Genomic DNA, 22,314 nt, shown 5'->3' with positions numbered 1-22,314 from the left:
TTTTTTCTAACAGTTGTTAGATTTGGAATAACAAAAAATTCACAAGGTTTGTATTTGACAAAAAACATATTAACATTTGCATCCAATTGTAGGCCATTATAAAAAATATTAGAGTTGCGTTATTCAAGTTTAATAAATTCCGGGAATACAATTGCTATAAATCCAGACAATATTAGACTCGGGTAATCAGACTCGAGTCTTTTTTTTATGCTACACTTAACCTTTGTTATTCAGTTTCCATATAATGAATATTTATGACTTTTTCCCAAACTATTTTAAAAGAATTAATTAACAGTATTGTTCCATTAAACAATGTCGAATTAAAAAAGATTACGAGCATATTTAAAGAAAAGCCTATAAAAAAAGGGAGTATAGCTATAAATATGGGAGAGTCTTCCGACTTGATTTTATTAGTAACCAAAGGACTTTTAAGAGAATTTACGATTATTAACAATGAAGAACATACACTTTGGATTTCTGGGGTTGGCGAAGCTATTTTAGACCCTGGATCTTTTATGATAAATGAACCCTCAAAAATCTCAGTCGAAGCTTTAGTAAACTCGCATTATATGTTTACAACCAAACAAGAGTTTGAAGAATTATTGATGGAAATACCAAAATTGAATGCAATCACACATGTTATGTATCAAAAAAATCTACAAGATTTTAGAGAGCATATGATGATTCTTAAAATTTGGCCAACGCAAAAAAGAGAGGAGTTACTTTATGAAAAGAAACCATACCTTTTTGGAAAAGAAATAAAACTGAAACACATTGCATCGCTTCTCAACGTGCATCCAAATTCTCTAAGTAGAATTCGAAATCAAAAACAAGACAATGCTTAGACTTTGAACCGAAACATTTCCCTTTAGGTTTAATAAAAACAAGCAAACTAAATTAGCCATAGCTCATTACACAACATCGTGTTTTGGCTATTTTATATTAATTTTGTATTGATTTATAAAAAACCAGATTATGTTAATCGAACAATTAGAGTCCATTAAAGAGCGATTTGAAGAAGTTACCCAGCAGATAACTATGCCTGAGGTAGTCTCTGATATGGACAAATTCAAAAAAATAAGTAAAGAATACAGAGACCTTGAAAAAATAGTAAACGAATACACCAATTATAAACTTATAATAGCCAATCTTGATGAAGCTCGTCAAATCCTCAATACTGAAAAAGACGAGGAAATGAGAGAAATGGCAAAGATGGAATTGGAAGAGCTTCAACCCAAAAAAGAATCACTTGAGGAAGCACTTAAGGAACTTTTAATACCAAAAGACCCCAACGATAGCAAAGATTGCATTTTGGAAATCAGAGGTGGAACAGGTGGTGATGAAGCGGCAATTTTTGCTGGAGATTTATTCAGAATGTACCAAAGATATGCAACCACACAAGGCTGGCAATTTAACGTAATGGATTTCACAGAAGCCTCATCTGGTGGCTATAAAGAAATAGTAGTTAGCGTAAAAGGTGAAGACGTATACGGCAAACTAAAGTTTGAATCTGGTGTGCATAGAGTGCAACGAGTACCCGCAACAGAATCACAAGGTAGAATTCACACATCTGCTGCTACAGTAGCAGTGTTACCCGAAGCCGATGAAGTTGATGTTCAAATAAATATGACGGATATCCGAAAAGACACCTACTGTTCTTCAGGAGCTGGTGGCCAGTCCGTAAACACGACATATTCAGCAGTTAGAGTCACTCACATCCCTACTGGAGTGGTTGTTCAGTGTCAAGACGAACGCTCCCAAATCAAAAACTTCGACAAAGCCATGACCGTTTTGAGATCAAGGATTTATGAAATGGAGCTTGCCAAACACAACGAGGCAATAGCAGGAGATAGGCGGTCGATGGTTGGGTCTGGCGATAGATCAGACAAAATCCGTACTTATAACTATCCTCAAGGAAGAGTTACCGACCATAGAATTGGATTCACTGTTTATAATCTACCTACTGTGATGGAAGGCCAGATTGGCGAATTTATGGAAAAACTCAGAATAGCCGAAAATGCCGAAAAGATGAAAGAAGGCGTAATGTAAAATATTCATGGAAAAAATAGAATTCTGTTTAGCGTCAAATAATGCTCACAAGATAGAAGAACTACAAGCAATGCTTGGAGAAGAATTTATAATCAAAACCATGAATGACATCGGTTGCCAGGATGAAATCGAAGAATATGGTACGACACTTGAGCAAAATTCTAAAATAAAAGCAGATTATATTCATGAGAAATACCACATAAATGTAATCGCAGATGACTCGGGATTGGAAATTGAAGCCTTAGGAAATCAACCTGGGGTTTATTCTGCAAGATATGCGGGTGAACCTACAAATCACGAGGCAAACATTGAAAAAGTATTAACTGAAATGCAAGGCAAAACCAATAGAAATGCCAAATTCAGAACAGCTATTACAATGATTCTAAATAATAAAACTTCATTTTTTGAAGGTGAAATTTCAGGAAAAATAATAACAGAATGTATAGGCGAAGGAGGTTTTGGATATGATCCAATATTTATGCCGGATGGTTTCGATATTACATTTGCTGAAATGTCCTCACAACAAAAAAACCAACTTAGCCATCGGGCAAACGCCATTAAAAAACTTTTGGAATACCTTAAAACAAAAAAATAACGAAGAACAGTCTCCGTTACTTTTATCAATCATAGGTTTTTATCAAGTAATATCGTCTTAGAAAGTTTAACCGCTTTCTAATTATATACAAAATTATATCAAAAATTATCTTCAAACTATTACAATATTTTCCAATACTTGTACTACATTAACATCAAATTTCTATATTGTTTAGATTTGTAGTTAACCAAGCATGAAAGTAGAGTTCGAAAAAATAGCTCCAGACGAGGGCAGTTCATTCAAGCTTATCCAATGGAAATCACAGAACGATCGATTTTTTTGGCATCAACATCCTGAGTATGAGATAATTTACGTAAAAAAAGGTTCCGGCAAATTACACATAGGCAACCATCTAGGCGAATACCAAGAAGGCGAAGTTATGTTTTTAGGACCCAATTTACCACATACTGGTTTGGGCTACGGTGTAATTGGAGAACATGAGGAAATCATTGTGCAATTGAAAGACCTATTTCTCGGCAATGAATTCATGTCAATTCCGGAAATGGAAACAATTAAAAAACTATTTGAAAGAGCTATTTTCGGAATATCATTTTTCGGAAGAACCCGTTCTTTAATAGCACAAAAAATGGAAACTCTTGCTTCCTTAAAAGGATTGGATAGACTTATACACCTTTTAGAAATCTTAAAAATATTGTCCCAATCTTCTGAATACAAAATACTGAATAGCCGAGACTCAAGGTTTGATTTCAGACACCAAGACGAAGAAAGAATCAACAGAATTTATAATTATGTAGAGGACAATTATACTAACGAGATAAAAATAGAAACAATAGCCGAAATTGCTAGCCTCACGGTACCATCGTTTTGTAGGTATTTCAAAAAAATGACCCATATGACCTTTACCGACTTTCTGAACGAATTTAGAATAAACAATGCTTGCAAACTATTGCATAACAACCTCGGCATATCTGATGTTTGTTTTGAAAGTGGATTCAACAACATTTCACATTTCAATAAGACTTTCAAACATTTTAAAGGAAAAAGTCCGAGAGAGTACCGAAAAGAGGTTTTATTTATAGACACATTAAATTAGTTTTGTATAAAATAACAACAGCATGTCAACAATAAACTGGGTAACCGTAAAAGAATACGAAGATATAACTTACAAAAAATGTAATGGCGTAGCTAGGATAGCTTTCAATAGACCAGATATTAGAAACGCATTTAGGCCTAAAACGACTTTTGAGCTTTTCGATGCATTCGAAGACGCCACTCATGACCCTAAAATAGGCGTTGTATTACTTTCTGGCGAAGGGCCTTCAAGCAAAGATGGAGGTTGGGCATTTTGTTCAGGTGGAGACCAAAATGCTCGTCAAAAAGGTGGCTACCGAGCAGAAGATGGAAGAGATAGATTAAATATTTTGGAAGTGCAACGTCAGATCAGATTTATGACCAAGCCCGTTATAGCTGTCGTAACTGGCTGGGCGGTAGGCGGAGGGCATAGTTTGCACGTAGTATGTGATTTATCTTTAGCAAGTAAAGAGCACGCCATATTTAAACAAACAGATGCCAACGTTGCTAGTTATGATGCCGGATATGGATCTGCCTATTTGGCTAGACAAATTGGACAAAAGAAAGCTCGTGAAATATTCTTTTTAGGGAGAAATTACAACGCACAGGAAGCATACGAAATGGGAATGGTAAATGCAGTTGTTCCTCACGCAGAGCTTGAAGATACCGCCTATCAATGGGCTCAGGAAATATTACAAAAAAGCCCAATGGCAATACGAATGCTAAAATTTGCTTTTAATCTTATAGACGATGGGCTAGTGGGTCAGCAAATATTTGCTGGAGAAGCTACTCGATTGGGTTATATGACAGAAGAAGCTCAAGAAGGACGCAATGCATTTCTAGAAAAACGCCCGCCTAATTGGGATAATTTTGAGCGATACTCTTAAAAACAAAAAACGGAAGCATTACACTTCCGTTTTTTTTATGATATTATAAAAATCTTAATTTTTTAATTTCACCTTCTCCAAGTCAAAAAGGTCATTCAGAACATCAATTAATGTATCTGCTTCTCCTCTTTTACAAGCTGCCTTAAGCTGCAAAACCGGAAGTTTTATAATTTTCTGCATCATAGCCGAGGTGATTTTATCCATTTTATCGGCTTCCTCTACACTCATGCTTTTCAAATATCTACTCATTTCCTCTTGGCGGATTGTTTCAAGAGCATTTTTTAGTTTATGAATAGTAGGAGAAACTAAAAGTTCTTTAGACCAGTTCTCCACATCTACAACCATCTCATTTATTATAGACTTGACTTCTGGAATAGCCTCTAATCTTTTCTCAATGGCATTGTCAGTTCTTTTCTGAATTTCATCCAAACCATATAAAACCAAGCCAGCAACATTATCAATATCAGGCTCTATACTACGAGGTACTGATAAATCAAAAAGATATTTTACGGATTTATTATTATTGAAAAATGACTTTTTAATAATTGGTTTTTCAGCCCTAACTGAAGAAACTACAACATCGAAATGACCAATTTCAGATATTAAACTTTCAAATTCTAAAACCTCAAAAGCAAATTTTTCAGCGATTTCTAAAGATTTTTCCTTTGTTCTATTACAAACTGTTACGTTTGTTATATTTTTTTCAAAAAGTGTTTTGGCAACATCTTCTCCTATTTCTCCCAAACCAAGAACCAATATTTTTGGATTGGATAACATAGGCAAAAAGCTCTCCATCAAATCTACCGTCACATACGAAGTAGAAGCAGCCCCATCTCTAAAAGATGTTTCTTGAACCAATCTTTTGTTTGCAAAAAACACTGCGTGAAGTACTCTATGGATAAACGGTCCGGCCATATCCATATCCGCTGACCATTGATAAGCTAATTTAACTTGGTTTATAATTTGTTGATCCCCAACCACCTGAGAGTGAAGACCTAAAGAAACTTCAAATAGATATGAAATAGCACTTTGCTCGTCATCTACGTACTCAAAGTATGTGATTATTTCAGATGATAAAATACCTTTTTGAGCAGCTAATAATTTTATTATTTCTGTGGAAACTTTTTCTTCAGATTTATAATAAACCTCTGTTCGATTACATGTAGATAGTACCAAAGCTTCTGTTAGCCCTAAAACGTCTTTTAACTTTAAATAGAATGCTTTTGTTTCGCTTTCGTTTAAAGCCAAACGTTCCCTTATTTCTAAAGGTGCGTTTTTATATGAAATTGAAACTACTCTTAATCTTTCGCTCATCTTTTACTTATTGATAAAAAATTTATACAAAAATACAGCCATCCCTAGGTATATTTGTTATGACATTAGGCAGTTTATTTAATTTAGAAATATTCTAAATTAGAATCTTTAACCTCTTTGCATATAAGTACGGCGAAAAACTGAGTTTAGATTCTATTAACCCAATAAATTTTATCTACCATTTTTAATATATATGAAAGGAAAAAGACTTTTTTACGATTTATATGTAAACATTTCCACCAAACGACTTATTGTAACGGCAATTCTCTTGACATTTGTCATAGGTCTACTTTATTATTTTAACGACGTTAGAAAAACGTTAGAAGATAGAGAAGAAAAATATGCGAGATTATACGCCGAAAGTCTAGGTTTCATTATTAACCAAGGATTAGAAAGTACCTGTGACTACACTTATGTACAAGAAGTTACAGATGCTAACGAAACCGTACCGACAATTTTAGTATTAGATGGAAGCCCCAATATTAATAAAAATATTCCAGAGCTAGATGATACCACGAGAAATTGGTCAGAAGTAGACAAAAATAATCTCTTGCTTGAAAAAATAGCAGAAATGAGGGAAGAACATCAGCCCATAGAATTTACCATTGGTAATAGCAAAGGTTATGTGTACTACGCAAATTCAACAATAGTAAAACAACTCAGCTATTTTCCATATATTCTTATATTTACATTTCTGGTCTTCGGTACTTTGGCATATCTAACATATTCTTCTTCTAGAAAAGCCGAACAAAACAGGGTATGGGTTGGACTTGCAAAAGAAACGGCACATCAACTAGGAACACCTATCTCTGGATTGATGGGCTGGATAGAAGTTTTAAAAATTAACCCGGCCTTTGACACATCCATTGGTGACGAAATGCTCAAAGATATCTCTCGCTTAGAAACGATAACCAATAGATTCTCAAACATAGGATCCGAACCAACCATGAAAGATGAGAACCTTGGAGAGCTAATTGAAAACACGATAGAATATTTAAAAGTTAGAATTTCGACAAAAATAAAATGGACAGTAAACAATAACCTAAAAGCCCCTTACATTCAGAAAGTAAACCGAAACCTATTAGAATGGGTGATAGAAAACCTTTGTAAAAATGCTGTAGATGCAATGACTGGAATAGGCAGCTTAACCATTAATATCAATAAAAATCCGGGTGGCAAATTGGTAGTTGACATAACCGATACCGGAAAAGGAATGACAAATGCCATCCAAAGAAAAGTATTTAACCCAGGTTTTTCTACAAAAAACAGAGGCTGGGGATTGGGCTTGACGCTCGCTAAAAGAATCATAGAAATTTACCATAATGGGCAAATATTCGTGCTAAGTTCACAAGTTGGCCAAGGCACAACATTTAGAATTATTATTTAGAAATTTTCAAATATCCATCGGGTTTTTAGTGTTAAATATTTAATAAAAATGGTTTAGTTTAATATTCGTAAATTTGTATTTCGTTTTAAGTTATAAAGATTAGTGTTTTTAAAAGATAAAAAATGAGTAGTGTTTCAGAAGGGGTGATTTCGTTTTTCAAAGACTTGTTAGATTTCAAAATAGAGGAAAGCGAATATACATATAAACCCTCCACCAAAGACCAAAAATCAGATAATAATATTGAAAAGTCGGAGCTAATAAGTCGAGACTTAAGTTGGTTAAAATTCAATGAAAGAGTATTAGATCAGGTTAGGAAGCCCGAGCTTAATATTTTTGAAAAATTTAAGTTTCTTGCCATCACTGCAAGCAACCTTGACGAGTTTCTTACCGTGCGGGTTGGTAGTCTATACAACTACATTGACTACGATAAAGAGCGTGTAGATTACTCAGGACTAAGGGAAACGCAGTTTAAGAAGGTATTACTGAACAACATTAAAAAATTTATAGACGAGCGAAACAGGATTTTTAGAGAAGAATTGACGCCAAATTTTGTTGAAAATGGTTTCAAAATCATAAAATATGAGGATCTGAATCACATAAAAAAAGTAGAAGTAGAGGCGTTTTTTGATAACACTATCTATCCTATGCTCACACCAATGGTTTGTGATCACACGCATGCTTTCCCAATTTTATTACCAAAAAATCTTATTCTTGGCGTAGTTTCTATAGAATTACAAACCACCTTATTTCCAGAAACAGAAGATAATAAAAAATTGTCTTTTGTGCAAATTCCATCTAATTTACCAAAGTTCTTTGAGTTTGAAAATGAGGACATTATAGAATTTCTACCAATAGAAGAGATCATAAGATGCCAAATTCATAAACTATATAAAAACATCACCATAGAGTCTATAGATCTTTTCCGAATCATCAGAAATGGAGATTTTACTTTAGATGAAAACGATGACGTGGATGCTGATTTTGTGGATGAGGTAAAAGAAAAAATCAGAAGCCGTCAGGCCGGAAGAGTGGTTGGTTTGGTAATAGAAAACAAACCATCAGATTATATGATGGATATTTTAAAAAAGAAATGGGAAATAGATAAATACAACATCCATATCAATCACGAGTTGATGGATTACACGAGACTTTGGCAAATAGTAAATCATCCAGAATTTAAACCTCTTTTGCCACCCTCACATTCTACCGTTACTCCAAAAAACTTAAATCGAGAGCTAAGTATTTTTGATGCAATAAAAGAAAATGACATATTGCTCCATCATCCATATAATAGTTTCGAGCCAGTTATAAATCTAATCGAAAAAGCAGCAGATGACCCAAATGTACTTTCTATAAAATTGACAATTTATAGATTGGCTAAAAATTCCAGAATAACCGCAGCTTTGCTAAGGGCAGCTGAAAAAGGCAAGCACGTTTCGGCATTGTTTGAGATTAAAGCCCGATTTGATGAAGAAAACAACATAAGAGAAGGGGAAAAACTACAAAAGGCTGGTTGTTTCGTAATATATGGTATCGGTTGGTTAAAAACCCACACCAAATTGATGCTGATTGTGAGAAAAGAAGGCTCAAAAGTTGTACAATATGCCCATTTGGCTAGTGGAAACTACAACGAAGACACCTCTAAACTTTATACTGATATAGGATTACTAACAGCCAACCAAGATTACACAAAAGACATTGCAGAGTTTTTTAATGTTATTACTGGTCATTCACAACCAAATGGATATACCAATTTGATAACTTCTCCTAAACATATGCGAAATGCTTTAATTGAGCTGATTCGAAACGAAGCAAAAAATGCTTTGGAAGGTAAACCATCAGGTATATGTCTCAAAATGAACTCATTAGAAGACAAAGACATTATAGAAGAATTTTATAAGGCTTCTCAGTGTGGTGTTAAAATAGAATTAATTATTAGAGGAATTTGCTGCTTAAGACCTGGAAGAATTGGCCTTAGCGAAAACATCAAAGTCCGCTCTATAGTTGGGAACTATCTAGAGCATGCCCGAATCATATATTTCCATAATAATGGGGACCCGAAAGTATATGGTGGAAGTGCCGATATGATGGTTAGAAGTTTTGACAAAAGAATAGAATCCCTTTTTGAATTTATCAATTTAGACATAAAAAATCAATTAATCAGAATTTTGAAATTGAACCTTATGGATAATTTCAACGCCTATGAACTTCAAGAAAACGGGGATTATAAAAAGGTTGTAAACGAAAATGAAATCATAAATATTCACAAATATTTCTTTGATAAAACCAAACAAGATGTTGAGCTAACGAATCTTTTTTAATTATAAAATTGTCACGGTTTTAGATTAAAATCATAAAACAATCTCAACAAATGAATTCAAATAAATAAATTGAAATTGCTACTTTAGCCGCTGGATGTTTTTGATTTGTAATGGCCATATTCCAACAACTCGATGGTGTAATAAAAATGGAATCTGTAGAGAAACAGTAAAGCGGTTTTCCAAATCGCTGAATTATACTTAAAAACAAAATCTCTTGTGCTACTTGAAAAATTGTACCACCAAGCACAAAAAAACACCCCCATTTCTGAAGGTGTAATTTCATCTCTATTAAACAATCAATCTAATCTATTAAACAATCAATCTAATCTCAAAGCATTTCGTAGATTCCAGCTACGCCTTGGCCTCCACCTACACAGGCAGTAACCATTCCGTATTTTTGATTTCTTCTTTTCAATTCATTAAAAATCTGAACAGTAAGCCTGGCTCCCGTTGAACCCAAGGCGTGTCCTAAAGCAATGGCACCACCATTCGGATTTAGTTTTGATTTATCTATTCCAAGCTCATTTACAACAGCCAAAGCTTGAGCCGCAAAGGCTTCGTTTAGTTCAATTAAATCGATGTCGTTTAAGCTTAGCCCTGCTTGTTTCAAGGCCTTTGGCACAGCAAAAACTGGCCCGATTCCCATCAAACTTGGCTCACAACCAGCAACAGAATACGAAGCCATTCTAGCTACAGGATTCAGGTTCAGTTCTTTCATCAATCTCTCCGACATAACAATAACAAAACCTGCCCCATCAGAAGTCTGAGAAGAATTTCCTGCAGTTACTGATCCACCAGCTGCAAACACAGGCCTCAGTTTTGACAATGCCGCAACACTCGTATCAGCTCTTGGGCCTTCATCTTTTGAAACTACATATTCTCTGTTTTTCTTTTTTCCAGAGGCTGCATCGAAATACGTTTCTTTCACTGTTATAGGCACAATACCACTATCAAAATAACCAGCAGCTTGTGCAGCTAATGCCTTTTGATGAGATTGGTAAGAAAACTCATCTTGATCTTCTCTCGAAATCTTATATTTCTGAGCAACGTTTTCAGCAGTTAGTCCCATACCAATGTAATAATCAGGGTGTTCTGTGGCAATGTCATAATTCAAGGCCAATTTAACTCCAGTAGTAGGTACCATCGACATTGACTCTGTACCTCCGGCAATTATACAATCTGCTTGACCAGCAGTAATTCTTCCTACTGCCATAGCAATAGCCTCAATTCCGGACCCACAATATCTGTTGATAGTTACACCTGGCACAGCTTTGCCTAGAGAAAGCAATGAAATGTATCTTGCCATTTGCATTCCTTGTTCGGCTTCTGGTACAGCATTTCCTACTATTATATCGTCTACTCTACTTGGGTCTAAAGCAGGTACTTTTTCCATCAAAAACTTGATGACATCAGCGGCCAAATCATCGGGTCTCGTAAATCTAAAAACGCCTTTTGGAGCTTTTCCGACCGGCGACCTATATCCATCTATTATATATGCGTCCATAATATTTTTATTTTTTAATCTTTAAAAACCAATAATAAATTCAATTTTTGAAAAATGCGACTTAGTTTCTTGGTGGTTTTCCTCCACTCAACAAACCTTGCATTCTTTCCATTGTTTTACGTTCTCCACAAAGTGACTTAAACGCCTCACGTTCAAGTTCTAATAAATACTTCTCTGTTACCATTTGTGGTGAACTCAAGTCTCCTCCACAAATCACATAGGCCAACTTTTCGGCTATTAATGCATCATGGTCGGTGATGTAGTTGGCCATTCGCATAGACTTAATCCCAGCTTTAAACATCGCTATTCCTGTTTTACCTTGCACCTTAATATCAGAGCGACGGGTTGGCATAGTATATCCATTTTCAGCCAATTCTATAGCGGCTTGTTTTGCCTCAGCTATCAAACGGCTTCTGTTCAATACAATCTGATCGCGGTCAGTTTTTAGATAGTTCATATCAAAAGCCTCCTGTGCAGATGTCGAAACTTTGGCTTGAGCGATATTCATAAATGCCGTCTGCAAAATATTCAATTCGGCATCGCCAGGTTGGTACATATCTGAGGCTCTTAAGGCCATCTCTTTAGTGCCTCCTCCGGCTGGAATTAGACCTACACCTAACTCTACAAGTCCCATATAAGTTTCTGCAGAAGCTACAACTTTGTCGGCATGAAGGTTAATTTCGCAACCTCCACCTAGAGCAAGTGAATGTGCTGCTGTAACAACAGGAATCGATGAATACCTCGCTCTCATCATGGTTTCTTGAAATCCAGCGATCATCATGTCTATTTCGTCATACTCTTGTTCTACGGCATACATAAATAACATGGCCAAATTTGCACCAGCAGAGAAAGCTTCTTGGCTATCATTTCCAATAACTAATCCTCTAAAGTCTTTTTCGGCTATACCGTAAGCTTTATTTAATGCTTCCACAGGCTCAGCTCCAAGTGTATTCATTTTCGACTGAAATTCAACACCAAGAATTCCATCGCCTAAATCAAAAATTGAAGCTCCAGCATTTTTCCAAACTACATTGGTTTTTCTGATATTATCCAAAATGATAAATGACTCAGTACCAGGAATTAATTTATAAGACTTAGAAGGAATATCATAGTAAAGTTTTTTGCCGTTTTCTATTTTGTAGAAAGACTCACATCCAGCCGCTAGCATATCGTAAACCCATTGAGCAGGTTTAAGGCTTTCGCCTTCCATCATTTCTACAAAAGCCTTCACACCAACTGCATCGGCAGTGGCGAAAAGACCCAATTGCCATCCAAATCCAGCACAAATGGCATCATCTATTTTATACAGTTCGTCTGAAACTTCAGGAATTCTGAAGGAAGCATATTTAAAAGCATCAGCAAAGGTTTTTCTGTAAAACTCTCCAGCTTTATCTGGCCCTTTCAAAAGAACCGGAATTCTACCAGCTACAGTATCAATTCCTTTTGTTGTTTCTAAAGTAGCAAATTTTACTTTTTCAGAAGGGCGATATTCCATCGTAGCGAAATCCAAACCAAGAATTAAAGTTTTACCTTTTTCATCTTTGGTTTTTTTATAAAACCCTTGCCCTGTTTTGTCACCTAGCCACTTGTTTTCCATCAATTTTGCCATAATTGAAGGCAATTGGAAAGCTTCCACTGACTCATCAGTAGTTAATATAGCGGATAGGTTATTGCAAACATTTACTGTTGTATCAAGTCCAACCACATCTGAAAGTCTAAACGAGCCAGATTTAGGTCTACCAACAATAGAGCCTGTAAGTTTATCTACTTGTTCGATAGTTAAACCAAGTTCTTCAGTAGCCCTTATAGTTTGAACCATAGCATAAATGCCCAACCTATTTGCAATAAATGCAGGGGTGTCTTTACACAATACCGTTTGTTTTCCTAAGAACAAATCCCCGTAGTGCATTAAGAAGTCTATTATTTCTGGGTCAGTTTTTGGGCCAGGTATTATCTCAAGAAGTCTTAGGTATCTCGGTGGATTAAAAAAGTGCGTTCCACAAAAATGCTTTTCAAAGTCCTCACTTCTGCCTTCAGACATCAAATGAATGGGAATACCCGAAGTGTTAGACGTAACCAAAGTACCTGGTTTGCGGTGAGCCTCCACTTTTTCATAAATCAGCTTCTTAATTGCCAATTTTTCTACCACCACTTCTATTATCCAATCTACGTCTTTGATTTTGACCATATCATCGTCAAAGTTTCCGAGCTTTACTTTAGCTAAAGATTTTTGACTGTATATGGGTGAGGGAGAAGCCTTGCAAGCCGCTTGAAATAAGCTATTTACAATACGATTCCTCACTATCGGACTTGTAGTATCTAAGCCTTTAGCTTTTTCTGATTCATCTGCCTCATTAGGTACCATATCAAGAAGCAACACATCGCAACCAATATTTGCAAAATGAAGAGCTATTCGGCTTCCCATTATACCTGCACCTAAAACTGCTACTTTTTTAATCGTTCGTTTCATTATATATGTTTTAATTTTCGATTATTTCTTTTTTGTAATCCAAGCCCAATTCATTTCAGCCAAAATCACTTCCTCTCCTGTTTGGTCTATCACTTTTACTGGCACAATAAATTCACCTTTGGGTTCATTTTTTAATTTATCAATTTGGATATCATCCAATTTTGCAACAGCTCTTTGCCAACCTTCGCTTCGTTTTATAAACTTTACCGACATGTCTTTAATGAGCGGTATTTTATCATCTGGTATCGACATTCCAACAACAATTCCCGTAGCTGTTTCTGCTAAAAGGCTCGAGGCCACAGCGTGTATTTGCCCAATATGGTTGCGTACTTTTATTTTATTTTCCAAAAATATAGCGACCTCATAAGGGTTTAAAGTTTCAAACTTTATTCCACAAGTCCCTATTAGTTTAACAGCCCTACCGATAATAAAGTTTGTAAACCATGGCCGAATAAAAGCTGGAAAAGCATTCAATTTATGAATTTGCCTAGACAATTTATTCATTTTTTGATAGAACTTTAATTATTTTTAGATAAAATAGTATGCAAGCATAACAATTACAAATCTAATCCATCCAATAATATTATGCAAGCATACTAATAAAAATTTAAGTTATAGAAAATAAAAGGAACCTAAATCAATAGAATTTGATTATATTTGCAGCAACGTTGCATTTACGAAAAAACAAGATGTTAAAAAGAATAAAGAAACATTCTCATTTACTCCACAAAACTGGCATGACGCTTTCGCTAATATGTTTAATTCATTGCCTTTCAATGCCTTTTATTATTACACTTTTACCAATTGTAGCTAAAGGTTTTTTAAATCATACTTTTGAAATTATTTTAGTTGTTAGTAGTTTGATTTTGGCAGTTATTTTACTAACAAAAGATTATAAAATTCACCATAAATCATTGCCTTTAAAACTGCTTATTGGAGCGGCAATTTCACAATACATTGGCTTGTTTATAGTTAACGAAAATTTAGAATCCGCATTTGTAGTAATGGGGTCATTTTTGATGGCGTTTGCATATATAAATAACTGGAATATGCATCAAAAAACTTGCTCAAATCATAGTCATTAAAAAATTGAATTTTAAAGGCAAACTGCCTTTTTCTGGTACTTTTTGATAAAGATTCATAGTTTTCGAATAAAAATGGTGGTATTAAAGGTATTTGAAAAAATTAATTATAAATTTGCACTTTCAATTTAAAAAAGCATTAACCCAAAAGCTTCGATGGCTGGATTTTTTAGTTTTCTTACGAGTGATATTGCAATAGATTTAGGTACTGCTAATACCTTGATTATTTACAAGGATCAAATAGTTGTCGACGAGCCGTCGATTATCGCCTTAGACAAAGTTTCCGGCAAGGTGCTTGCTATTGGTCATAAAGCCATGCAAATGCACGAAAAAACAAACGAAAATATTAAAACCATCAGACCTCTAAAAGACGGAGTAATAGCTGACTTTACAGCAGCCGAGCTTATGATCAGAGGTTTGATAAAAATGATAAATACAGGTCGTAACTTATTCTTCTCCCCTTCTCACCGAATGGTGATTTGTATTCCTTCAGGAATCACTGAAGTAGAAAAAAGAGCTGTAAAGGATTCTGCCGAACACGCAGGAGCTAAAGAAGTTTATATGGTTCATGAGCCTATTGCAGCTGCTATAGGTATCGGGATAGACATCGAACAACCTAATGGCTCAATGATAGTAGACATAGGTGGTGGTACTACAGAGATTGCAGTTATTGCCTTATCTGGTATAGTATGTGAGTCATCTGTAAGGATTGCTGGTGATTTATTCACAAGAGATATCGTTGATTACATGCGAAGGGAGCACAATTTACTAATTGGAGAGCGTTCTGCAGAGTTTATTAAAATTCAAGTTGGATCTGCCTTGCCTGATCTTGAAAATCCACCTGCCGACATAGAAATCAGAGGACGTGACTTAATGACTGGCATACCAAAGGAAATTAAAGTAACCTACAGTGAAATAGCTTACGCACTAGATAAGTCTATTTCTAAAATAGAAGAGGCCATAATGAGAGCCTTGGAAATGTCTCCACCTGAGCTTTCGGCGGATATTTATGAAAATGGAATTTACCTGACTGGTGGTGGAGCTTTGTTACATGGTCTTGATAAAAGACTGGAGGTAAAAACAAAATTACCAATTCACGTTGCCGATGATCCATTAAAAGCTGTAGTTAGAGGAACTGGCGAAATTTTGAAAAATCTTGACAAATACCAAGCGGTATTGGTTCAATAAAAAAACATAAAAGTATTTTCTCAAGGGGTATCCATTCATAAACAATTTGGATACCTTTTTTTAAATATATCAATTCATGTCTCAATTATTCGGGATATTATATAGAATAAGGCATTTTTTCATGTTTCTGTTTTTGCAGATAGCATGCTTCTACTTAATTTCAAAAAACAGTGTTTATTGGAATGTTACTTTTTTCAATTCTACCAATGCTGCCGTTGCTAAATCAATGAAAACCTCTCAAGAGGTTAGGGAGTTTATGAATTTGGGGAAGGTAAACGACCAACTAGCCTTAGAAAACAAGAAACTTAGAGAAGAACTTACAAAATCGAGAGAATTAGTTGCGTTAAAAGAGGTTGGATATAAGCCTGATTCAGTAATGGCAGGTCGGTTTAATTTTTTGGTGGCGAAAGTCATTAGTAGCACCGAAAACTTAGCGGATAATTATATAACACTTGACAAAGGAAGCGATGATGGTATTGTGCCAGGTATGGGAGTGATTTGCCCACAAGGTGTGGTAGGGCAAGTAATGAGTTGCAATGAGAAATATTCTAGAGTTTCTTCAATTTTGCATTCCAAGCTTTCGGTATCATCTGAAATCTTAAATGCTAATCTTAGAAAAGAAGGAAAGACCGCTCTTGGTATTGGTAAATGGGAAGGAGCAAATTCAAAAGTTATTAAACTAAATACTGTAGATAGGTTTAAGCCAATAAGTAAAGGCGACAGTGTTGTTACTTCTATGCAAAACTCAATATTTCCTCCTAAAATAATGGTTGGAAGAATTAGCAAAATTTCAGCCATTCCGAGTGAGGCATTTTTTGATATAAATGTTAGACTTTCGACAGATTTTTCAAGTTTGGTGTATGTATATGTTGTTAATAACAAACTGATAAACAAACAAAGTCAAGTAGAAGCAAAACCAATAAATTAAGTGAATACTCAAACATTATTTAAAATAATAGGCACTGTGGCTTTGTACTTGTTTCTTCAAGTATTCATAGTCCGCAACTTGGTGTTTTTTGATGTGGCATTTTGCTTTGTTTATATCTCGATAATACTTTTTTTGCCTAGCAACACACCCGTTTCCGCGGTTTTATTAATAGCTTTTATAACGGGACTTATTGTTGACATGTTTTACAATACGGCTGGGTTGCATGCTTCGGCAGCTTTGCTTTTAGCATATCTCCGAATTTATATCATTAAAATTTTATTTCCTACCAAAGGCCTCGAAACAGATTTAGTGATATCTTTGGACGGCATGGGAATGGAAAGATTCATTAGATATATCGTAATTCTTACTTTTATTCATCATTTCTATTTGTTTTTCTTAGAGGCCGGCTCTCTAAAGTTCTTCTTAAATACTTCATTGAAAGTGGTAGCAAGCGTATTATTTACATCCATTGTAACATTTTTGTTACATGTATATTTTAAAAGTCTTCAAAATTCTTAATAAATGCATTTTTTTCGGGTTTGTGTAGTTGTATTCTGTGCAGGGTTTTTGTTTAATTGTAAAAATGAAAAAGCGAAAACCGAGGAAAAACCTAGCGAAAAAGTCCTGAGTGCAGCAGACATAGAAAAGATTAGAAAGGAAATAAATGCTGACAAAAAATCCCAGATAATAACAGAAATAATCAATGGAAAGGTAGCAGCAGGTTTTAATGGTAGTGTATTGGTTGCCCAAAAGGGTGTGATTATCTACGAAAACGCTTTTGGTTTTGCCAATGACTCTATCAAAAATACAATAGATTCTAAATTTCAATTGGCTTCTTTATCAAAAACATTCACTGCAGTAGCTGCTATGAAAATGGTGCAAGATGGCCAGATTGGACTAGATAATACTGTGAAAGACTACTATCCAACATTTCCGTATGAAGGTGTTACTATTAGAAGCTTACTATCACACAGATCTGGCTTACCATATTATCAATATGAATTTGACAAAAAAGTAAGGTCTGAGAAGATATACCCTAGTAACCAACAAATGATGGATTGGTTTGCCAAAGCAATCCCAACGCCCAAAGTGTTAAACCTTCCAGATCATTTCTTTTCCTACAACAATACAAACTTTGCGATTTTAGCTGCCATAATAGAGAAAGTTTCTGGAAAGTCTTTTGAAGAATATTTAAAAGGAAAAATCCTAAACCCGGCTGGAATGCAAAATACATTTACTGGAGTATCAAAAGATTCTTTATTGAATGTAAACAAAACCGTTGGCTATCAAAATGGCCGTAAGCTACAAAAGGATTTTTACGATGATATCATGGGCGACAAAGGCATTTATTCTACTACTCATGACTTGTTAAAATGGTACGACGTCTTAAAGTCTGAAAAAGTTTTGAACAAAGAAAATCTCAGGGAAATGTATACTCCTAGAAGTTTTGAACATCCTGGATTGCGTAATTATGGGTATGGTTTTCGCCTCTGGGTAAATGATCTTCAACAAACCGAATATATCTATCATACAGGCTGGTGGAAAGGGTATAATACTATTATGTTTTTTAATTTAAGAGAAGATTTTGTTGTAATTTTACTTAGTAATAAATACAATAGAAGTGTATATAATATTAAAGAAATAGTGGACGCTTTGCATGGAAAAGATAAACAAAGTAACTTAGAAGAAAATATTTTGGATCAATAAAATATCAGTTAAATGAGAAAATTAGTCTTGCTTTTTGCAGTAATTTTTATTTCTGCTTGCAAATCAAAAACAGCCAAGGAATATAGTATAATAACAGAAAATCCAGCGTTTATACATGAAGCTTACGAAAAACTTACGGATGTTATCATCCACGATATATTTTCGCCTCCTGTATCAGCTAGAATATATGGATATGCATCAATCGCTGGATATGAAGCATTGATTGCCAATAATCCTAATTACCAGACAGTTGCAGGCCAACTGCACGGTCTTGAGGCATTTCCAAAAATAGAAGAAGGAAAAGAATATTGCAGCTCTTTGGCAAGTGTGAAAGCCATTATGACCATTGCTAGAGCGTTGACATTTACAGTCAATAAATACGATGATTACGAAAAAGAAACCTACCAAAAATTTAAAGATGCGGGTGTACCGTCGGATGTTTATGATAGATCTGTGGCATTTGGAGAAGCAATAGCAAAGCATGTTTTAGAATATTCAAAAAAAGACAACTATCTACAAACTAGAGGCTTAAGATACACTGTAAAAAATGAAGGAAATAAATGGGTACCAACGCCACCACAATATGCTGATGCAATGGAACCCTATTGGCCAACCATAAGGCCAATGTTGATGGACTCAGCAAGTCAGTTTCCTCCAGCACCTGTTATACCATATTCAAAAGACCCAAATAGCCCATACTGGAAAGAATTGTTGAAAGTTTACGAAACTGTAAATAATCTAACTCAGGAGCAAAAAGACATCGCATGGTTTTGGGATGATAATGCATTTGTGATGAATGTGCAAGGACACGTAATGTTTGCCAACAAAAAAATGACACCAGCAGGTCACTGGATGGCGATAACAAGAACAGCTTGTCAACAAACCAATAAAAACATCTACGAAGCTGCCGATGCATATTTGAGAGTTTCTATTTCTCTTTTTGATGGATTTATATCTAGCTGGTACGAAAAATACAAAAGCGAGAAAATCAGACCGGAAACTGTTATAAACGCTGAGTTTGACCCAAAATGGATGCCGTTTTTACAAACACCTCCTTTCCCAGAATATGCTTCCGGACATAGTACAATTTCTGCAGCCTCAGCTGAAGCTTTGACCGCCCTTTTTGGCGACAATGTGGCATTTACTGATTCTACTGAATACAAATACGATCATGGTGTAAGAAAATTCTCTTCATTTAGACAAGCTGCTTTAGAGTGTTCTATTAGTCGTGTTTATGGTGGCATTCACTATCAATCAGGATGCGACGAGGGAAATTTAGTTGGCATAAGAATTGGGCAATATGTTTCGGAAAAATTAAAAACAAAAAAATAATATTATAAAAAAGCCCTTTTTTGAAGGGCTTTTATTTTTAAAGAAAGGCTAGTATGGTTTATATTATAATGCGTCAGTATGTTCGTTTCGTTTTACGATTTTTTATAAAAAATATCGAAGTAAATGGAATGGAAAACCTACCTAAAAATGGCCCAGTGATGCTTGCTGGTTTTCACCCGAATTCATTTCTTGACGGTATCATTACAAATAGCATTATAAGTAGACCTGTGTGGTCCTTGGCAAGAGGAGACGCCTTTAAAAGCCCTTTAGCTAAAAAGCTTCTTTCTAAAATCTACATGATGCCTATTTATAGACTGTCTGAGGGAAAGGAATATCTAGGAAAAAACGATGAGACTTTTGAAAGATGTAATGAAATATTCAAAAACGATGGTCAAGTATTGATCTTTAGTGAAGGTTTGTGCTCAAATCAAACCGAACTTCTACCTCTTAAAAAAGGCACCGCAAGATTAGCCATGCAAACTTGGGCATCAGGAATGGAAATGGTGATAGTACCCGTAGCCTTAAATTATTCGAACTACAATAAGCCAGGCAAAAACATAATAATGAACGTGGGAAAACCCATAGAAAAAATAAAATTCGATGAAAACAACATTGATGGTGCAGCCATTAAATCATTAAATGAGAAGCTCTCAGAGGGTATTGGTGCCTTAATATCCAGAGAATTTAAAGCCGCTCCTGCTTTCAGAAATATCCTCTTCAACATAATCTATTTAACACATTTCCCTGTTTATGCTTTATTAAATCCTTTTGTGAAAGCCAAAACTAAAAAGACTGTATTCTTCGATTCCATTTATTTTGCATTATTGTTAATTGCCTTACCTATCTATTGGCTACTTGTGTATTTAATAATCAATGCTTTAATCTGATATTTCTTTGAAAAATGCATCTCAAAAAGGCTTGATTTTTATGCTTGGTGCAGCATTTTGTTTTTCTATTTCTGGAGCTTGTACCAAGGTTTTGGGTAAAAGAATAAGTTCGGTAGAGTTGGTTTTTTTCAGAAATATTATAGGCGTAGTTTTTGTATTGTTCACAATTTTTCGAAGACCTTTGGTTCAAGTTGGAGGCAAATTTAGCCTTTTAGTTTTTCGAGGGATCATCGGCACTTTGGCTCTTTACACTTTCTTTTTTAGTATTACCAAAATAGGTTTGGCCGAAGCCATAACCTATCAACAATCTTACCCTATTTTGTTGGCTCTGATGAGTACTTATTTGTTTAAGGAAAAACTAGATTCCAAAGGTTGGTTGGCTGTATTCTTAGGTTTTGGTGGTATTTGTTTGATATTTTTACCGCAATTCAAAATAGACATAACTTCCATAAAATACCACACATTTGGCTTGGCAAATGCGATAATGACAGCAATGGCTTACCTAAGTATTAAGCAGCTAAGTGCTTATTATGACTCTCGTTCCATCGTTTTGTCTTTTATGTTTTCGGGAATTGTTTTGCCAATAATCTCATTAATTGCAGGTCAATATTTTTATATAGATGCATTAGCTTTTATGTTTGGCACATTTAACTGGCCTATTGGCATTGAATGGTTGTGGATTTCTATTTTGGCCTTATCAGCATTGTTAGGCCAGATACTTTTGACCAAAGCGTTTACATTTGGAAATACTGGCGAAGTGTCAGCCATAGGCTATAGCAACATCGTATTTTCAATTTTATTTGGCGTATTATTGGGCGACCCCTTTCCAAACATTTTAAGTATACTTGGAATCCTTCTAATTATCACCTGTGGAATATATATAACCGCAAGAAAAAGCCCGAATCTGAAATAATTCTCAAAGAATTATAATTTCTTTGACGCTGTGTAATAATCCAACTTTTTTAAAAATTGATCTGTTTCTACTGAAATTTTCCAAAAGGATTTAAATCAAATTTTCTGTTAAAATTTATCCATTGCTTCTTTAACTTTCTGACCAACAGTATCCGCAATTCTCTGCTTTTGGGCGTTAAAAACAAACCAAACTATCATATAAATACCAATTAAAGCAGCAAAACCAATCCAAATGGAATTAGAGTAGTAGTTGATAGTAAGAGCTAAGAGCACATTCAAAAGAATGAAAATAATAAATAAAAAGAAAGCTAAAACCAACTTAACAATCAATTCTGAAATTAAATCTTCCGCCTTTTCTTGAACCTCGAGTTTTTTGAGCTCAAATTTGGCCTCAATGAGCTTTATGAAATTCTCTTTTAGCTCATCTATTTTTAAATAATCTGATATTGAAGATTTTATGCTCATAATATTTTTATTCTGACAATTGATATTTAATTCTCTTGGCTAAAGCCGGGAGCAATTGATTTATTCTGATTTCTAATTCTCTTGGCTAAAGCCGAGAGCAATTGATTTATTTTGAATTTTAATTCTGTTAAAGGACTAAAGTCCTTGTTTCTATTGATATTTAATTCTCTTGCCTAAAGCTAGGAGCAATTGATTTATTTTGAATTTTAATTCTGTTAAAGGACTAAAGTCCTTGTTTCTATTGAAATCCTATT

General features: G+C 34.8%; 20 protein-coding genes. 15 read left to right on the top strand and 5 right to left on the bottom strand.

The features are described from left to right. The first annotated feature begins 254 nt into the window (after positions 1-254). The 5 genes from EGI22_RS01615 (at position 255) to EGI22_RS01595 (ending at position 4,563) form a co-directional block, all read left to right on the top strand. Positions 255-845 carry a Crp/Fnr family transcriptional regulator gene (locus tag EGI22_RS01615; RefSeq protein ID WP_255065886.1) on the top strand — a complete coding sequence of 197 codons (591 nt, stop codon included), beginning with the start codon at positions 255-257 and terminating at the stop codon, positions 843-845. 130 nt (positions 846-975) lie between these two features. Next, positions 976-2,049 (top strand): peptide chain release factor 1, encoded by a 1,074-nt coding sequence (gene prfA, locus EGI22_RS01610; RefSeq protein ID WP_255065885.1) that lies wholly within the window; start codon positions 976-978, stop codon positions 2,047-2,049. Positions 2,050-2,056: 7 nt separating this feature from the next. After that, a complete protein-coding gene (gene rdgB, locus EGI22_RS01605) occupies positions 2,057-2,644 on the top strand; it encodes an RdgB/HAM1 family non-canonical purine NTP pyrophosphatase (protein WP_255065884.1) in 588 nt (195 codons plus the stop codon). A gap of 193 nt (positions 2,645-2,837) precedes the next feature. Continuing rightward, positions 2,838-3,698 (top strand): AraC family transcriptional regulator, encoded by an 861-nt coding sequence (locus EGI22_RS01600; protein ID WP_255065883.1) that lies wholly within the window; start codon positions 2,838-2,840, stop codon positions 3,696-3,698. A 22-nt stretch (positions 3,699-3,720) separates the two neighbouring features. Beyond that, complete coding sequence (locus tag EGI22_RS01595) at positions 3,721-4,563, top strand: 1,4-dihydroxy-2-naphthoyl-CoA synthase (RefSeq protein ID WP_255065882.1); 843 nt, start codon at positions 3,721-3,723, stop codon at positions 4,561-4,563. A 54-nt stretch (positions 4,564-4,617) separates the two neighbouring features. On the opposite strand, the gene hemA is transcribed toward EGI22_RS01595, so the two are convergent. Next, entirely contained in the window at positions 4,618-5,877 is a 1,260-nt protein-coding gene (hemA, locus tag EGI22_RS01590) for a glutamyl-tRNA reductase (protein ID WP_255065881.1), read from the bottom strand. Between the two features lie 193 nt (positions 5,878-6,070). Between hemA and EGI22_RS01585 the strand changes: the two genes are divergently transcribed. Then, positions 6,071-7,264 (top strand): PAS domain-containing sensor histidine kinase, encoded by a 1,194-nt coding sequence (locus EGI22_RS01585; RefSeq protein ID WP_255065880.1) that lies wholly within the window; start codon positions 6,071-6,073, stop codon positions 7,262-7,264. Positions 7,265-7,386: 122 nt separating this feature from the next. Next, positions 7,387-9,585 carry a polyphosphate kinase 1 gene (gene ppk1, locus EGI22_RS01580; RefSeq protein WP_255065879.1) on the top strand — a complete coding sequence of 733 codons (2,199 nt, stop codon included), beginning with the start codon at positions 7,387-7,389 and terminating at the stop codon, positions 9,583-9,585. Between the two features lie 328 nt (positions 9,586-9,913). Here the strand turns inward: ppk1 and EGI22_RS01575 are convergent, their stop codons facing one another. The 3 genes from EGI22_RS01575 to EGI22_RS01565 all read right to left on the bottom strand — a co-directional run bounded on the left by EGI22_RS01575 (position 9,914) and on the right by EGI22_RS01565 (position 14,063). Next, entirely contained in the window at positions 9,914-11,089 is a 1,176-nt protein-coding gene (locus tag EGI22_RS01575) for an acetyl-CoA C-acyltransferase (RefSeq protein WP_255065878.1), read from the bottom strand. A gap of 61 nt (positions 11,090-11,150) precedes the next feature. After that, positions 11,151-13,559 (bottom strand): 3-hydroxyacyl-CoA dehydrogenase/enoyl-CoA hydratase family protein, encoded by a 2,409-nt coding sequence (locus tag EGI22_RS01570; protein ID WP_255065877.1) that lies wholly within the window; start codon positions 13,557-13,559, stop codon positions 11,151-11,153. Between the two features lie 21 nt (positions 13,560-13,580). Beyond that, positions 13,581-14,063: a DUF4442 domain-containing protein gene (locus EGI22_RS01565; protein ID WP_255065876.1), complete on the bottom strand. Its 483-nt coding sequence runs from the start codon at positions 14,061-14,063 to the stop codon at positions 13,581-13,583. 185 nt (positions 14,064-14,248) lie between these two features. Between EGI22_RS01565 and EGI22_RS01560 the strand changes: the two genes are divergently transcribed. The 8 genes from EGI22_RS01560 (at position 14,249) to EGI22_RS01525 (ending at position 21,596) form a co-directional block, all read left to right on the top strand. Continuing rightward, a complete protein-coding gene (locus EGI22_RS01560) occupies positions 14,249-14,644 on the top strand; it encodes a MerC domain-containing protein (RefSeq protein ID WP_255065875.1) in 396 nt (131 codons plus the stop codon). Positions 14,645-14,797: 153 nt separating this feature from the next. Then, positions 14,798-15,829 (top strand): rod shape-determining protein, encoded by a 1,032-nt coding sequence (locus tag EGI22_RS01555; protein WP_255035915.1) that lies wholly within the window; start codon positions 14,798-14,800, stop codon positions 15,827-15,829. A gap of 76 nt (positions 15,830-15,905) precedes the next feature. After that, on the top strand, positions 15,906-16,757 hold the full coding sequence (gene mreC / locus EGI22_RS01550; protein WP_255065874.1) for a rod shape-determining protein MreC: 852 nt from the start codon (positions 15,906-15,908) through the stop codon (positions 16,755-16,757). Next, on the top strand, positions 16,758-17,276 hold the full coding sequence (locus EGI22_RS01545; protein WP_255065873.1) for a hypothetical protein: 519 nt from the start codon (positions 16,758-16,760) through the stop codon (positions 17,274-17,276). 3 nt (positions 17,277-17,279) lie between these two features. Then, positions 17,280-18,464, top strand: coding sequence for a serine hydrolase (locus EGI22_RS01540; protein WP_255065872.1), 1,185 nt, complete (start codon positions 17,280-17,282; stop codon positions 18,462-18,464). 12 nt (positions 18,465-18,476) lie between these two features. Next, positions 18,477-19,796 carry a vanadium-dependent haloperoxidase gene (locus EGI22_RS01535; protein WP_255065871.1) on the top strand — a complete coding sequence of 440 codons (1,320 nt, stop codon included), beginning with the start codon at positions 18,477-18,479 and terminating at the stop codon, positions 19,794-19,796. 53 nt (positions 19,797-19,849) lie between these two features. After that, entirely contained in the window at positions 19,850-20,683 is an 834-nt protein-coding gene (locus tag EGI22_RS01530) for a 1-acyl-sn-glycerol-3-phosphate acyltransferase (protein WP_255065870.1), read from the top strand. Between the two features lie 7 nt (positions 20,684-20,690). Next, a complete protein-coding gene (locus EGI22_RS01525) occupies positions 20,691-21,596 on the top strand; it encodes a DMT family transporter (RefSeq protein ID WP_255065869.1) in 906 nt (301 codons plus the stop codon). Between the two features lie 107 nt (positions 21,597-21,703). Here EGI22_RS01525 and EGI22_RS01520 read toward each other — a convergent pair whose 3' ends face one another. Then, a complete protein-coding gene (locus tag EGI22_RS01520; protein ID WP_255065868.1) occupies positions 21,704-22,060 on the bottom strand; it encodes a phage holin family protein in 357 nt (118 codons plus the stop codon). Positions 22,061-22,314 lie beyond the last annotated feature (254 nt).

This window comes from Lacihabitans sp. LS3-19 (assembly GCF_024343575.1).
In the GTDB taxonomy this organism is placed as follows: domain Bacteria; phylum Bacteroidota; class Bacteroidia; order Cytophagales; family Spirosomataceae; genus Leadbetterella.
The sequence above is the reverse complement of the archived record's forward strand: the minus strand, read 5'-3'. Positions and strand labels throughout refer to the sequence as shown.

Coding starts and splice junctions, on each gene's coding strand:
- EGI22_RS01615 (WP_255065886.1), top strand. CDS start 255: ATGACTTTTTCCCAAACTATTTTAAAAGAATTAATTAACAGTATTGTT.
- prfA (WP_255065885.1), top strand. CDS start 976: ATGTTAATCGAACAATTAGAGTCCATTAAAGAGCGATTTGAAGAAGTT.
- rdgB (WP_255065884.1), top strand. CDS start 2,057: ATGGAAAAAATAGAATTCTGTTTAGCGTCAAATAATGCTCACAAGATA.
- EGI22_RS01600 (WP_255065883.1), top strand. CDS start 2,838: ATGAAAGTAGAGTTCGAAAAAATAGCTCCAGACGAGGGCAGTTCATTC.
- EGI22_RS01595 (WP_255065882.1), top strand. CDS start 3,721: ATGTCAACAATAAACTGGGTAACCGTAAAAGAATACGAAGATATAACT.
- hemA (WP_255065881.1), bottom strand. CDS start 5,877: ATGAGCGAAAGATTAAGAGTAGTTTCAATTTCATATAAAAACGCACCT.
- EGI22_RS01585 (WP_255065880.1), top strand. CDS start 6,071: ATGAAAGGAAAAAGACTTTTTTACGATTTATATGTAAACATTTCCACC.
- ppk1 (WP_255065879.1), top strand. CDS start 7,387: ATGAGTAGTGTTTCAGAAGGGGTGATTTCGTTTTTCAAAGACTTGTTA.
- EGI22_RS01575 (WP_255065878.1), bottom strand. CDS start 11,089: ATGGACGCATATATAATAGATGGATATAGGTCGCCGGTCGGAAAAGCT.
- EGI22_RS01570 (WP_255065877.1), bottom strand. CDS start 13,559: ATGAAACGAACGATTAAAAAAGTAGCAGTTTTAGGTGCAGGTATAATG.
- EGI22_RS01565 (WP_255065876.1), bottom strand. CDS start 14,063: ATGAATAAATTGTCTAGGCAAATTCATAAATTGAATGCTTTTCCAGCT.
- EGI22_RS01560 (WP_255065875.1), top strand. CDS start 14,249: ATGTTAAAAAGAATAAAGAAACATTCTCATTTACTCCACAAAACTGGC.
- EGI22_RS01555 (WP_255035915.1), top strand. CDS start 14,798: ATGGCTGGATTTTTTAGTTTTCTTACGAGTGATATTGCAATAGATTTA.
- mreC (WP_255065874.1), top strand. CDS start 15,906: ATGTCTCAATTATTCGGGATATTATATAGAATAAGGCATTTTTTCATG.
- EGI22_RS01540 (WP_255065872.1), top strand. CDS start 17,280: ATGCATTTTTTTCGGGTTTGTGTAGTTGTATTCTGTGCAGGGTTTTTG.
- EGI22_RS01535 (WP_255065871.1), top strand. CDS start 18,477: ATGAGAAAATTAGTCTTGCTTTTTGCAGTAATTTTTATTTCTGCTTGC.
- EGI22_RS01530 (WP_255065870.1), top strand. CDS start 19,850: ATGGTTTATATTATAATGCGTCAGTATGTTCGTTTCGTTTTACGATTT.
- EGI22_RS01520 (WP_255065868.1), bottom strand. CDS start 22,060: ATGAGCATAAAATCTTCAATATCAGATTATTTAAAAATAGATGAGCTA.